The organism is Umezawaea tangerina, from assembly GCF_003002815.1.
GTDB classification, from domain to species: Bacteria; Actinomycetota; Actinomycetes; order Mycobacteriales; family Pseudonocardiaceae; genus Umezawaea; species Umezawaea tangerina.
Genome location: NZ_PVTF01000007.1, coordinates 583,377 through 596,805, shown reverse-complemented (window position 1 = coordinate 596,805; position 13,429 = coordinate 583,377). Strand labels below are relative to the sequence as shown.

The window sequence follows — 13,429 nt, the reverse complement described above, 5'->3', positions numbered from 1 at the left end:
TCCGTCGCCAGTGGCTCCTCAGTCCTGCGCCAGCAGGTCACGCAGCGGGGTGTTGGCCCGGCCGGGGTTGGCGATCAGCAGCGCCACCAGCATGCACGCCACCACCAGCGGCAGGCTCAGCGCGCTGAGCAGCACCGGGATCTCCACCGGCGGCCTGATGCCGCTCTGCACCGCCTGCGCGTCCAGCAGCGCCACGATCGCCAGCCAGCCCACCGGCAGCGACACCGCCGCCGAGCCCGCCGCGATCAGCACGACCTCCACCGTCAGCTGGGTGCGCACGCCCTTGGCCGTGGCACCGCTGAGCCGCAGCAGGGCGTTGGCGCGCCTGCGTTCCACCAGACCCGACGCCAGGGTCGCCGCGCCGATCAGCACCGCCAGCACGAACATCACCCAGGCGAACACCTCGAACGCGCTGACCAGCCGCGCGGTGATGTTCGCGACCGTGTCCCGCAGCGTCTGCTGGGTCACCACCCGCGACCGCGGGTGGCCGTCCTTCACCACCGCGGCCAGGCCGTCGCGGACGGCCGACTTGTCCGCGGATCCCTTGACCCCGACGAAGAACGCGTACACCTGGGTCGAACCGGTCATCTCCGCGTAGAGCTCCGGACCCGCGACGAGCATCCCGCCGTCGGAGGCGGAGTCGTCGACCACCGCCTTGATCGTCACCGTCCGGTGGCCGGTGGGCAGCGGCACGTCCATGGTGTCGCCGACCGCAACGCCCTGGGCGTTCGCGTAGTTCACCGACACCGCGATGTCCTTGTCGCCCAACTGGTCCAGCACGTCGGCGGGCCCGTCGGTGACGGTGAGCCTGGACAGCCGCGCGAGGTCCGTCCTGCTCCAGCTCCACACCTGGACCCGGCGCCCCTCGATCTCCAGGTAGGTGAACGAGAACGTGGTGACCGCCTCGACGCCGTCCACCGCCCGCAGCCGCGGTTCCAGCTCCCTGGGCAGGGTCTCGTTGCGCAGGTTGGTGCCCAGCGGGGCGGCCTGGACGTAGAGGTCGCCCGGCGTCCACCGCTCGACCGACGCGGCCACCTCGTGCTTGATGCTGCCCGCGACACCGGCCATCGCCACGGCCGACACCACCGACACCGTGAAGGTCACGCACAGCGCCGCGTTGCGCCGCCACCCGAGCTGGAGCTGCCTGCTCACGGCCAGCCGCACCACGCCGGGGTCGCCCTTGCGCAGCCCGAGCCCGATCGCCACCGGCAGCACGACGCTGAACAGCGCCGCGCCGCCCAGCAGCGGCACGAGCCCCACCGACTGCACGCCCGCGGGACCCAGCAGGACGACCAGCACACCGACGGCCAGCAGCGCGGCGCCGATCGCGAACGGCTTGCGCACCCCGCCCGGCAGCACCGCGATCTCGCCGCGGCCGGACACCGCCTCGATCGCCTGCACCCTGGTGAACCGCCGCACGCCCGACACCCACGCCGCGAGGAACATCAGCACCGCGGCCAGGAACGCGCCGAGCGCGGGCAGCTGCCACGGCGTCCCCGGCGTGACGGCCTGCTGGCTCAGGTCGGTGATCTGCCGGGCGAACGACCCCAGGTTGCCGCCGACCAGCACGCCGAGCACGACGCCGATCCCGTAGCTCACCAGCAGGATGGGCACCATCACCGCGGCCGAGCCGAGCATCAGGTGCGAGGTGCGCACCCCGGTCAGGCGCATCCGCGCGAGCGCGGGACGGGCGTCGTCCAGTGCCAGCCGCCAGGTCAGGAACAGCACCACGCCCGCGGTGAGCACGGCGATGACCGCGAACATGCTCAGGATGGTCAGGAACGTCTGGAACGACTTGCGGTAGCCCGACAGCAGGTCCTGCGGGTCCTTCACCGCGCCGGAGCCGTCCACCGCGGCCTCCGCGGCGGCCACCACCTCCGCCCGGTCGTGGCCCTTGGCGTCGACGAGGACCGCGTCGGTGAACGTGCCGCGGCCGAACGCCTCGGCCACCACGAGCCTGGGCGCGACGATCACCGAGCCCCGGTTGGCGACCTCGCCGCGCAGCAGGGCGGCCACCTTCCAGGTCCGCACGTCCGTCGTGCCGCCGACGCGGATCGTGTCGCCCGCCTTGATGCCGCGCGGTTCGGCCCACGCGCTGGCCAGGTAGACCGTGTCGGGGCCCAGCGGTGTCTCGCGGGTCTGCTCGGCGAGGTCGTCCTCGACGAAGTCGCCCAGCGTCGGGTCGACGCCGAACACCAGCATCGGCGTGGTGGCGCCGTCGTCCTCGACCCGGCTGGCGCTGACCACGAGCATCGTGGTGGTGGGCAGGCCGGTGCGCTTGCCGACCTCCTCGACCACCGAGGGCGCCATGCCGCCGGGCGCGCTCGCCTCCACGGCGACGATCCCGTCGCGCACGGCGGTGATCGGCGCGCCGCGCAGCGCGTCGTAGACGGCGAAGTAGACCACCAGCACGGCGGTGGTCAGCAGGACCCCGGCGATGCCCGCGGCGACCGCGGCGGCCAGCCGGGCGGGCCGGAAGTACCAGCTCCGCATGAGGGAGCGGGAGACGAGCCTGGTCGCGTCCGCCGCCATCAGCCGAACCACCCGGAGGCGACCAGGGTGCCCTTCGCCATGCGGACGACCACGTCGGCGCCCTGCGCCAGGTCGAGGTCGTGCGTCACGATCACGCTGGCCGCGCCGCGCTCCTTCACCATGGCGCGGAACAGCTTCTGCACGACCAGGCCGTTCTCCTCGTCCAGCGCGCCGGTCGGCTCGTCGGCGAAGACGATCGACGGTTCGTTCACGCACGCCCTGGCGACCGCGGCGCGCTGCGCCTCGCCACCGGAGACCTGGCCGGGCCAGCTGCGCGCCCGGTGCGAGAGGCTGACCTGGTCCAGGGCTTCACGGGCCCGCTTCAGCGCGGCGGACAGCTTCACCCCGGACATGATCAGCGGGGCGGCGACGTTCTCCTCGATGTTGAGCGTCGGCACCAGGTTGTCCTTCTGCAGCACGAAACCGATGTGCTCCGCGCGCAGCCTCGCCATCCGCTTCTCGTCCAGGGTGGCGAGGTCGTGGCCGAGCAGGGTGATCCTCCCGGTGGTCGGCTTGTCCAGCCCCGACAGGCAGTTGGCGAAGGTGGACTTGCCGCTGCCGCTCTTGCCGACGATGGCCACCGTCTGTCCCGCGAACACCTCGACGCCGCAGTCGTGCAGCACTCGCGTCACCGCGTCACCGCTGCCGAACTCCCGGCTCACCCCCTCGGCGCGCAGCACTGGGCTCCCGAACACTTAACCCCTTTTCCTGGTAGCGGAGGACGTCTGGTCGGCGGTGCGGTACGAGCGCATCGCGGCGGGCGCGTGCGCGGGCACGACGGGGTTGGCCGGGAACACCGGCTCCACCCGCCGGTAGGCCTCCCCTGGCGCGGGCCTCGGGTCGGCCTCGCCGCGGTTGGGCCAGAACGACATCGCGCGCTCGGCCTGCGCGGTGATGGTCAGCGACGGGTTCACGCCCGCGTCCGCGGTGACGGTCGAGCCGTCCACGACGTGCAGGCCCGGATGCCCGTGCAACCGGTGGTAGGGGTCGACGACGCCGGTCTCCGGCGTCTCGCCGATCGGGCAGCCGCCGACGAACGGCAGCACCACCGGAACGTGCGCCAGGCCCGGCAGCGTGCCCGCGGGGGCGCCGCCGATCTGCTCGGCCGTGCGGCGCACGACGTCGCCGACCAGGTCCGAGGTGACCGTGGGCAGCGCGCCGGGATCGCGGCGCGCGGTCAGGCCGCGGCCCTTGGCCGACCGCGGCGACACGGTGAAGGTGCCCGCGCCGCGGCGCACCACGAACACGATGACCGACCGCTCCGACCACCGGCGCACGTCCAGGAACCGCGCCGCGGCCAGCGGTCGGCGGGCGACCTGGCCGAGCCAGCGCAGCCAGCGGGGCGACGTCCCGGTGGCGTCGACGAACGGGGTCGTGGCCAGGCCCATCGAGTTGGAGCCGCGGCCGTAGCGGCCCGCCTGGATGAGGGTGTCCTCGTCCGGGTGGAACGCGGAGGTGGCGGCGACACCCGTGCTGTAGTCGTCGCCGGTGACCTTGGGCGCGACGGCGGCCAGCAGGTCCGACGGCGCCCTGGTGAGGCTGCCCAGCCTCGGCGAGACACCGGTGAGCGCGCCGTCGCCGACCAGCCGGTGCAGCAGGCGCTGGGTGCCCACGGCGCCCGCCGCGAACACCACGTGCTCGGCGGTGAGCACCTTGGCCGTGCGGCCCGCGAACCACGCGCCGGTCCGCACCGTGCGGACCTCGTACCCGGTTCCGTCGAGCGGCCGCACCGAGGACGCGGTGGTCTGCGGCAGGACTTCCGCGCCTGCCCGTTCGGCCAGGTAGAGGTAGTTCTTCACGACGGTGTTCTTCGCGCCGTAGCGGCACCCGGTCAGGCACTCGCCGCACTCCCGGCAGCCCGCGCGCCGCGGTCCCGCTCCCCCGAAGTACGGGTCGTCGACCTCCTCCGGCCGTCCGAAGTGGACGGCCACGGGCAGCGGGCGGAACGTGCCGCCGACGCCCATGCCCTCCGCCACCGCCCGCATCGCCCGGTCGGTGGGCGTGGTGGTCGGGTTCACCGCCGAGCCGAGCATCCGCCGCGCCTGGTCGAAGTGCGGCTCCAGCTCGGCCTTCCAGTCCGTGATGCCGGACCAGTGCGGGTCGTCGTAGAAGCCCTGCCCCGGCTCGTAGAGCGTGTTGGCGAAGACCAGCGACCCGCCACCGACCCCGGCGCCGGTGGGCACGATGAGCGGGCCGAGCCGGGACAGGCGCTGGAACCCGCGCAGCCCCAGCTTCGGCGCGAACAGGTACTTCCGCACGCGCCACGAGGTCTTCGGGAAGTCCGAGTCCTCGAAGCGCCAGCCCGCCTCCAGCACGCCGACGCGGTAGCCCTTCTCGGTGAGCCGCAACGCGGTCACCGCGCCGCTGAACCCGGACCCGATGACGAGCACGTCGTAGTCGTGCTCGGGGGCGGCGGCGGTCACCGGACGCCGGCCGCGAGCGCGGCGGGCACGAACTTGACCGTGCCGTCGAACAGGCCGAGCAGGATGTCCTTCATGGACTCGGTCAGCACGCGGATCGCGACCGGGTCGATGATGCTGGCCAGCGTCGGCACGCCGAAGTCGAACTCGGCGTGGAAGACGACGTGGGCGTCGCCGCCGTCCTGGCGCACCGTCCACTCGCCCTCGAACGCGTCGAAGTCGCCGGTGGTCTGGGTGAAGCGGCTGACCAGGTCGTCGCGGTCGAAGGTGTCGACCTCGGTCCAGCGCAGGACGCCGTTGCGGAAGTTCACCGCCCAGTGGCTGACGACCGAGCCGTCCGCGGCGGGCGGCTCGGTCACGACCTCGCGCACCGCCTCGACGAGCTCGGGGTAGCGGCCGAAGTCGACGACGGTGTCGAACACCTCGCTGGCCTGCCTGGCGGGCACGATGGCCTCGATCCGGACGATCTGCATGTCGTTCCTCCTCACCGGTTCGCCGGGAAGCGCCCGGCGAGCACGGAGAACGCGCTGTCGAAGACGGTGGTCACCTGGTCGAGCTCGTCCGCCGAGATGGTGGCGGGCGGGGTCAGGCGCAGGACGTGCGAGTTGTTCATCGAGTGGTTCACGAGCACCCGCCCGTCGATCAGCTCGAGCACCAGCTCACCGGCGAGGCCGGGGTCGGCCATCTCGACGCCGATCAGCAGGCCCTCTCCGCGCACCTCGGCGACGAGGTGCGGGCAGTGCAGCGCGGCGGAGTCGGCGATGCGGCGCTTGAGCTCGGCGCCGATCTTCGCGGACTTCGCGACGGCGTCCTCCATCACGATCGCCTCGATCGCGGCCTTGGCCGCGGCCACCGCGATCGGGGCGGCGGAGAACGTGGAGGTGTGCAGGAACGGGTCCTTGTCGAACGGCGCGTACGCCTCCGGCGTGGCGACCGCGGCGGCCACCGGCACCACACCGCCGGAGAGCCCCTTGCCGACCAGCATCACGTCCGGGGTGACGGCCTCGGGGTCGTGGCCCCACCAGCGGCCCAACCGCCCGAGCCCGGTGAGGATCTCGTCGACCACCAGGAACGCGCCGTACTCCGTGCGCAGCCTGCCGAGCTCGGCGAGGTAGCCCTCCGGTGGGAAGACCACACCGCCCTCGCCCTGCACCGGCTCGACGATGACGCAGGCCGGCGGGCCGTCGCGCAGCGCGGCCTCCATCGCCTCCACGTCGCCGAACGGCACGGCGGTCACGTCGGGCAGCAGCGGCTGGAACGAGTCCTGGTAGACCCCGCGCGCCGTGACGCTGAGCGCGCCGAGGGTCTTGCCGTGGTAGCCGTTCACTGTGGTGACCAGCCGCCGCCTGCCGTTGGCCCGCGCCATCTTGATCGCGGTCTCGGTGGCCTCGGTGCCCGAGCCGACGAAGTGCACCTTGCTCAGTCCGGGCGGGCAAACGTCGGCCAGGGTCTTCGCGGCGGCGGCGCTCACCGGCTCCAGCAGCAGCCTGGTGGCCAGCGGGTTGGCGCGCACCTGGGCCACGACGGCCTCGGTGACGTGCGGGTGGGTGCCGCCGAGGATGAACACGCCGTACCCGGCGCAGTTGACGAACCGCTGCCCGTCGGAGGTGTGCACGGCGGCGCTGTGGGAGGTGGACTCCCAGAAGCCGCCGAACATCTCGCCGAGGGAGGCGCGTCCGCTGCTCAGGTGGCTGCGGTAGGCGTCGAGGAGCTCGTGCTCCGCGGGGACTGGCTGTGTGGAGGTCATCGGTTCCAGGATTCGTGTGGCGGGGCGGAGGACACGGCTAGTCGATGCGCAGCGGGCTGCCCGCGTGGTACCGGTCGAGGCTCGCCGCGGTGGACGTCCGGCCGGGTGGGTGGAACGCCAGCGCGTGCACGCTGGCCGCGAGCAGCGCCACGTCCGGCGACGACACGAAGGCCATGCCGCCCAGCAGCTCCACGGTCGTGCCGACGACCCGGCGGATGGTGCGCTGCATGCTGTAGCGGGCGGTCAGCGCGTCGGCCAGGGTGTCGTTGCCCGACTCCCCGGAGTCGACGGCCCACGCGACCCGGTCCAGCGCGAGCGCGCAGGCCTCCAGGTCGGTCACCACGTCCACCCGCGTCGCGGTGTCGCCGCGCCCGGACTCCAGCAGCCGGGCCACCAGCGCGCTGGCCGTGCCCAGGTAGACCGCGGAGACCAGCAGGGTGAACCAGACCAGCCCGGTGGTGTTGAGGTCGTCGAGGTTGGTCTCCGGGTCGAGCACCGGCTTGACCATCAGCTCGTCGGGCACCAGCACGTCGTCGAGCACGACCTCGTCGCTCTCGGCGCCCGCCAGCACGAGCGAGTCCCAGAACGGCCGCACGGAGATGCCCGGCGTGCCCGCCGGGATGACCGCGATGCCCAGCGTCGTCCCGCCGTCCTCGTCGGGCAGCGCCACGCTCGCCGTGATCAGGTCCATCGACGCCGACAGGCTGCACGGCTTCTTGCTGCCCGACACCAGCCAGCCGCCCTCGGCGCGCCGGGCGACCATCGTGGGCGTGAGCACGCCCTGCCCGGTGCGGCCCTCGGCGAACGCGCTGCTCATCATCCGCTTGTCGCGGGCGACCGCGTCGAGCAGCAGCCACTCGAAGCCGGTGCTGGTGGCCGTGAGGGTCACCAGGCTGGCCACCGAGAAGTTGTGCATCGTCGCGGCCACCGCCACCGACGGCGACCGGGTGGCGATGGCGCGGGTGCAGCGCACGGCGTCCCGCGCGCTCGCCCCGATCCCGCCGTGCTCGGCGGGCACCAGCAGACCGGACCCGCCCGCGTCGCGCAGCGCGGCGATGCCGGGACCGCCGCGCCGCTCCAGCTCGCCGAGCGGGACCGCGCTCAACGCTTTGTCCAGCCCCGGAAGCAGGTCTTCCAGGGTGTCGTACTCGCGTTGCAGGAACTTCACCGCGCCACCTCGGGGGAACCGGCGGGCGGCAGCGCGCTCTCGAACACCCGCGAGCGCGGGGAGACGCCCGTGGCGATGCTGACGGCCTGGAGGTGGCTGGTCCGCAGCATCGGGAAGTTGACCTCGCCGAACGGGCCGCCGGACAACCCGGTGCCGCCGTGCGTGGGCAGCCCCGGCACGAAGCCGAGGTGGCTGTCGTTGACCTTGAGGATGCCCCCGTTGTCGAGCTGGGCGCAGAACCGCTCGACCACCTCCGGGTCCTCCGACCACAGCGAGTTGCGCAGCCCGTAGGGGTTGGCGTTCATGAACCGCAGCGCCTCGCCGAACCCGTCACCGGCCTGGTCGGCGTCGGGGACGACGATGGACAGCAGCGGGTAGAAGGTCTCGCTCCGCACCGCGCGCATCTTCTCCGCGCGGTCGTAGCCGTCGACCCGCAGGAGGGTCGGCTGCAGGAACACGCCCGAGGAGTCGGGGGTGCCGTCCTCCGCGATGCGCTGCCCGCCGCACAGCAGCTCGGCGCCGTCGGCCACGGCCTCGTCGAGGACGGTGAAGAACTCGCTGGTCCGCAGCACCGGCGACAGCAGCACGTCCGGGTCCTCCGGCCTGCCGGGCCGGATGTCGGCGACCAGGGTCCTGAGCCGCTCGACCAGCCCGTCGGCGACCCGCGGGTGCGCGATGACGTACTTGGGCACCATGCAGATCTGGCTGGAGCCGTAGAAGCACTCGGTGATCGCCCGCGCGGCGTTGTCCAGGTCGGCGTCCTCCCAGACCAGCACGCCGTCGTTGCCCGCCAGCTCCAGCACGGACTTCTTGCCGTGCTCGACGCAGCGCCGCCCGATCTCGACGCCGCGCTCGCTGCCGCCGAAGTACATGATGTCGTCGACGTCCTCGCTGACCAGCCACTGGTCCAGCAGCACCTTGGGCACACCGCACACGATGTTCAGCACACCGGCCGGGGCGCCGACGTCCTCCAGCGAGGTCGCGACCAGCTCGCGCCACGCCCACGCGACGCCGTAGGGGGCGCTCCTGGGCGCCTTCACCACGAGGCTGTTGCCCGCCATGATCGCGGACACGCCGAGCATCGAGTTGGACGCCGCCGCGTTCTGCGGCGGGCTCAGGCACACCACGCCGTCCGGCTTGCGCACCAGGCGGATCTCGCGGTCGCCGACGTGCTCGCGCTGGTCCATCATCCGCGCGTTCGCCGCGAAGGTCTCCGGGGCCGACCCCTGGATGACGCCCGCCACCTCCCACTCGGCGAGCCTGCGGGGGTGCCCCTCGGCGATGAGGACCTCGACGAACTCCTCCCGGCGGGCGATGACCCGCTCGTGGAAGATCGCGCCGAACCTCAGCCTCTCGGCCAGCGGCATCGCGGCCCACGCGGGCTGGGCGGCCCGCGCGGCGCGCAGGGCCTCCGCGCACTGCTCGGGCCCGGTCAGCGCCACCCGGCCGACGACGCGCTCGTCGGTGCCGTCGGGCTCGCCGTCGCCCGCGAGCTCGCGCTTGAGGCGGATCGCGCCGAAGGCGTCCTCGAAGAGGCTGGACGCCCGGATGGTGTAGATCCACTTGTTCGTCGGGGCGTCCTGCCCGGCGATGTAGGAGGGGTATGTCTTCACGTTGTCACCTGTTCCGGGTTCGCAGGGGGAGGTCGTTCGCTGCCGCGCGCGGGGAGGGCGGTCGGCGACGGCCTAGAGCACGCCCATGTAGCGCAGGCGGACGTCCTGCGTCTCCTGGGACCAGGTGGACGCCGTCACCATGCGCTCCTCGGCGGTGGTGTCGACCAGCTTGCGGCCCGGCCAGACCTCGTAGTCGGCGACCAGGTGGCCCCACTCCTGAAGGCCCTGCTGGAACAGCGACTCGCGCTGGAACAGGAACGGCTGCATCGGGAGGTTCTCCCAGAGGGCGCGGCCGCGGCCGATCAGCTCCAGGATGCGCATCCGCTCGCCGGGCTGCTCCTGGAGGTGGCGGCGGATCACGCTGCTGCCCACCGACAGGTGGCGGATCTCGTCCATGCCCGCGCCGCGCTCGATCTCCGCGCCCGCCGGGTCCAGCTCGGCCCACTTGCGCTCGCTCAGCTCGCCGAACGGGGCGAGGACGCCCTCGACGAGGACGGTGAGGGTGATGACGCCGCCGTAGAAGTCGCGCTGGTCGCGGATCACGGACAGGCCGAACTCCTCCAGCGGGTCGAGCACGGCCTCGATCGCCTTGCCCGCCACCGCGGAGATGGTGTCGTCGACCTCGGCCTCGGGGATGCCGATCTCGACCAGGTGCTCGCGGAACACGCGGGCGTGCCGGGCCTCGTCGAGCAGCTGGGTGGCGAAGAACTCCGTCAGGACCCGGTCCGGGGCGGCGGACACCAGGTGGCCGAGCGCGCGGGTGACCTTCTCCTCGGCGACGCTGCGGAACGCGAACTCCTCGATCAGCGCCTCGCGCAGCGGGCCGGGCTTGAGCACCTGCTCCGGGACGAGCGCGTCCGGCGTGTGGCCCGTCGGGATGCGGCGCAGCAGGCGGCCCGCGACCTCGTCCAGCCAGTACTGCAGGTCGCACGACTCGGGCGTCAGCTCCAGCGACCGCGCGCCCTCGAGCACGGGGACCGTGTTGTCCCAGTCGACCTCGAGCCTGATCTTGCTGTCCATCGTGGTGTTCCTCCGTCGGGTCGGGTGGGTCAGATGGCTCTGGTGAGCCGGAGCAGGTTCCACAGCGCGGGCAGCGAGACGCCGTCCTCGAAGGCCACGTACTCCGGCTCGACGACGTGCGGCGCCCACTTGCGCTTGAAGGCTTCCTGGGTGCGCGAGGGGTAGATCGCCTTGCCGCGCCGGGCGATCAGGTCGGCGACGCGGGTGACGACCCCGCTGGCGGCGCCCGGCACCTCGTTCACGGGGTCGAGCCCGGCGAACGGGGTGTGGCCGAGGTGCAGCCAGCCCGCGCCCTCCTCCTGGAAGCGCTGCAGCGCGGTGACGTTGACCAGCTCGATCGTCCCGACCGGTGCGTCGGGGTCGCGGCGGGTCAGGTCGTAGAGCCACCCCGGCCTGCCGCCGAACGCCGGGGAGTAGGAGATGTAGGCGACCGGGCGGTCGGCGACACTGGCCACGAAGATCCGGCGGTGCTCGGCACCGCGGCCGCCGCGCTCGCCGATCATGAAGTCGAGCTCCTTGACGTGCCACCCCTTGGCGCGCAGCCACCGCGCGTCGATCGTCGCCAGCAGGTCGTCCCGCCCGGCGCTCTCCTCGACGGTGACGCCGTCCCGCTTGGCGCGGGCGATGTTCTGCCGCACCTTGGCCAGCGGACCGCCGCGCATCGTGAACCGCTCCAGGTCCACGCTGTAGGTGCGGCCGAGCTGGTTCACCGCGAACCCCTCCGCCGCGTACAGCTCGGCGTCCTGCCGGGACAGCTGCACGGCGCAGATCCGCCGCCGCTCGCCCTTGGCCCACGCGCGGAAGTCGGCGAGCAGTGCGGGCCGGTGCTCCCGCGCCGTCAGCGGACCGCACAGCTGCACGACGTGCCTGCGGCTGAGCCGGTAGGCGATCGTGCCGGGGACGCGGTCGCTGCGGAAGTGCCGCGTGGCCTGGTTGTAGCCCAGGAAGGCGCTCGGGTGGTCCGAGTGCTCCCGCAGCGACGCCAGGACCTCCTGATCCTCCGTGGTGATCATGTGGTCGGGACCTTCTCCTCGACCCGGTCGACCTGCACCTGCCGCTGCGGCGGCCGACCGGTCAGCTGGGCCACGAACGCCTGGAACGCGGGCAGCGGCTCGGGCTCGAACGCGATGCTGAACGGCTTGAGGGTGTTGCCGAGCAGGCCGCGGTCGGCGCACAGGTGCAGCGGGATGGCGAGCAGCGCCCACTCGGGACCGGCCACGAGCACCCACAGGCCGCAGATCGCCGCGGCGGCGAACCAGTTGTGCATCGTGTTGTAGATGACGTAGTAGCCCTTGTGGATGGGCCCGCCCTTGGCCCGCCGGAACGCGAGCGCGCCGGGGTAGTAGCCGATGACGTCGATGGAGAAGAACAGCACGATGGCCGCCCACCACCGGATGTCGCCGAAGTGCAGCAGCATCAGCACGACGCACGCGGCGAAGCCGACGAGGTACTCGGCGCGCATTATCCAGTACGTCGCCTTGGTGTCGAAGTGGTTGACGTGGTCCACGGGTGTCCTCTCCGGGGGTGGCAGCCCCTCGTCGGGGAGCCGGCATCGATGTGGTTCGGGGGTGGTCAGGGCATGACGACGGGCGGAGCCGGTCGCCGTGGTGGTCCGAGGTCGACGGCGGACCGGGCGGACGGGATCGCGGGGCCGGCGAGGTCGACGCGGAGGCGGTCCACCGGGCGCCGCACGACCTCCGACCCGGTGGCGGTCGTCCCGCGCACGCGCGACCGCGGCGGGAGGGCGCACTCGTCGGCGAGCGTCGCCGTCACGGCCGTCCTCCCCCGTGGTCCGCGGCGTCGCGCCACCAGTCCTTGATCCAGGTGGGCAGCGGGCCGGGGACGCGGACCCAGCGGTAGCGGTCCAGCTTCCGACCCGCGTCGGCCGCGGTGTAGCGCAGCCTCGTGACCCGCGTGCTGCCCAGCTTCCCGGTGAGCTCCGCCATCGCGGCGGGCGTGTGCATCAGGTCGCCCTCGACCGACACGACCAGCACCGGCACGTCCACGGTGGACATCGCGCGCTCGTAGTCGAGGTCGGCGCCGTCGGGGCGGAACCGGCCGGTGCGGGCGAACCGCGCCCAGTCGGTGATCACGCCCGCGGCCTCCCGGCCGCCGAAGCCCACCCGGTCACCGGGGAAGTAGCCCCACGCCCTGCCCAGCAGCGCGGCGGTCTGCGTCCCCAGCAGCACGCGCAGACCGCGCGGTCCCGGGTAGACCCGGTGGTGCGGGGTGCCGGAGGCGATCAGCGCGAGTCCGTCCACATCGGCCTCGGGCCTGCCCAGGTAGGCGACCCCCAGCTGACCCCCGATGCTGTGGCCCAGCAGGACGAGCGGCCTGCCGGGGAACTCCCGCCGCGCGGCCGCCACGGCCGCCGGGAGGTCGACCGCCACCAGCTCCTGCTGCCCGAACCGGGAGGCGCGGGACACCGGGGGCGTGCTGCCGCCGTGTCCGCGCAGGTCGCAGACCACGACGGGGAAGCCCGCGAGGGTCAGCCCGCGGGCCAACGGGTCGTAGTAGGTGGCGACGATGCCCATCGCGGGCACGACCAGCACGACCGGCGCCCGGTCGTCCTCGACCGCCTGCGGGAACACCCGCAGGCACAGCTGGTCGCGCTGCCCGACCGGGACGACCAGCAGCCGCGCCTCGACGTCGTCCGCGAGCTCGAACCCGGTCACCGGGACCACCTCGACGACGTCGTGGCGGCGCGGTCACCGCACGACGGATGCATCACGACACTCCTCCACGTGGCATTTCCCAACCGGTTGCACCGACAAATTTGTAACGTTTCACAACGAACTAGGTCATTAGCCCCGCTAATCTCTTGGAACCTCCGACCGGCCCACCGCCGACCACTCCCCGTCAACGCCGGATACGAGCCTCACCCTAATCAAAGAAACTCCAGGCCCCTTCGAGCGGGCACCCCTAATCT

Annotated in this window: 12 protein-coding genes; all 12 read right to left on the bottom strand. The window is 72.8% G+C overall.

Features of this window, described 5'->3' with window-relative positions:
* Nucleotides 1-18: 18 nt before the first annotated feature.
* A complete protein-coding gene (locus CLV43_RS25505) occupies nucleotides 19-2,532 on the bottom strand; it encodes an FtsX-like permease family protein (protein WP_106189771.1) in 2,514 nt (837 codons plus the stop codon).
* Nucleotides 2,532-3,227, bottom strand: a complete 696-nt coding sequence (locus CLV43_RS25500) for an ABC transporter ATP-binding protein (RefSeq protein ID WP_106189770.1) — start codon at nucleotides 3,225-3,227, stop codon at nucleotides 2,532-2,534. Before CLV43_RS25500 ends, CLV43_RS25505 begins: the two co-directional genes overlap by 1 nt.
* The gene (locus CLV43_RS25495) at nucleotides 3,228-4,955 is read right to left on the bottom strand and encodes a GMC family oxidoreductase N-terminal domain-containing protein (protein WP_106189769.1); all 1,728 of its coding nucleotides are present in this window, start codon (nucleotides 4,953-4,955) and stop codon (nucleotides 3,228-3,230) included.
* Complete coding sequence (locus CLV43_RS25490) at nucleotides 4,952-5,425, bottom strand: type II toxin-antitoxin system RatA family toxin (protein WP_106189768.1); 474 nt, start codon at nucleotides 5,423-5,425, stop codon at nucleotides 4,952-4,954. The genes CLV43_RS25495 and CLV43_RS25490 overlap by 4 nt, the downstream gene beginning before the upstream one ends.
* 11 nt (nucleotides 5,426-5,436) lie before the next feature.
* Nucleotides 5,437-6,699 (bottom strand): aspartate aminotransferase family protein, encoded by a 1,263-nt coding sequence (locus tag CLV43_RS25485; protein WP_106189767.1) that lies wholly within the window; start codon nucleotides 6,697-6,699, stop codon nucleotides 5,437-5,439.
* Nucleotides 6,700-6,736: 37 nt separating this feature from the next.
* Nucleotides 6,737-7,867, bottom strand: coding sequence for an acyl-CoA dehydrogenase family protein (locus CLV43_RS25480; RefSeq protein WP_106189766.1), 1,131 nt, complete (start codon nucleotides 7,865-7,867; stop codon nucleotides 6,737-6,739).
* Entirely contained in the window at nucleotides 7,864-9,480 is a 1,617-nt protein-coding gene (locus CLV43_RS25475) for an aldehyde dehydrogenase family protein (RefSeq protein ID WP_106189765.1), read from the bottom strand. Before CLV43_RS25475 ends, CLV43_RS25480 begins: the two co-directional genes overlap by 4 nt.
* A gap of 72 nt (nucleotides 9,481-9,552) precedes the next feature.
* Nucleotides 9,553-10,500: a ferritin family protein gene (locus CLV43_RS25470; RefSeq protein WP_106189764.1), complete on the bottom strand. Its 948-nt coding sequence runs from the start codon at nucleotides 10,498-10,500 to the stop codon at nucleotides 9,553-9,555.
* A 29-nt stretch (nucleotides 10,501-10,529) separates the two neighbouring features.
* Nucleotides 10,530-11,513, bottom strand: coding sequence for a bifunctional lysylphosphatidylglycerol flippase/synthetase MprF (locus CLV43_RS25465; RefSeq protein ID WP_106189763.1), 984 nt, complete (start codon nucleotides 11,511-11,513; stop codon nucleotides 10,530-10,532).
* Entirely contained in the window at nucleotides 11,510-12,007 is a 498-nt protein-coding gene (locus tag CLV43_RS25460) for a hypothetical protein (RefSeq protein WP_106189762.1), read from the bottom strand. The genes CLV43_RS25465 and CLV43_RS25460 overlap by 4 nt, the downstream gene beginning before the upstream one ends.
* A 65-nt stretch (nucleotides 12,008-12,072) precedes the next feature.
* Complete coding sequence (locus CLV43_RS25455) at nucleotides 12,073-12,273, bottom strand: hypothetical protein (protein WP_106189761.1); 201 nt, start codon at nucleotides 12,271-12,273, stop codon at nucleotides 12,073-12,075.
* The gene (locus CLV43_RS25450; RefSeq protein WP_211304539.1) at nucleotides 12,270-13,175 is read right to left on the bottom strand and encodes an alpha/beta hydrolase family protein; all 906 of its coding nucleotides are present in this window, start codon (nucleotides 13,173-13,175) and stop codon (nucleotides 12,270-12,272) included. Before CLV43_RS25450 ends, CLV43_RS25455 begins: the two co-directional genes overlap by 4 nt.
* Nucleotides 13,176-13,429 lie beyond the last annotated feature (254 nt).

Coding starts and splice junctions, on each gene's coding strand:
- CLV43_RS25465 (WP_106189763.1), bottom strand. CDS start 11,513: ATGATCACCACGGAGGATCAGGAGGTCCTGGCGTCGCTGCGGGAGCAC.
- CLV43_RS25470 (WP_106189764.1), bottom strand. CDS start 10,500: ATGGACAGCAAGATCAGGCTCGAGGTCGACTGGGACAACACGGTCCCC.
- CLV43_RS25485 (WP_106189767.1), bottom strand. CDS start 6,699: ATGACCTCCACACAGCCAGTCCCCGCGGAGCACGAGCTCCTCGACGCC.
- CLV43_RS25505 (WP_106189771.1), bottom strand. CDS start 2,532: ATGGCGGCGGACGCGACCAGGCTCGTCTCCCGCTCCCTCATGCGGAGC.
- CLV43_RS25490 (WP_106189768.1), bottom strand. CDS start 5,425: ATGCAGATCGTCCGGATCGAGGCCATCGTGCCCGCCAGGCAGGCCAGC.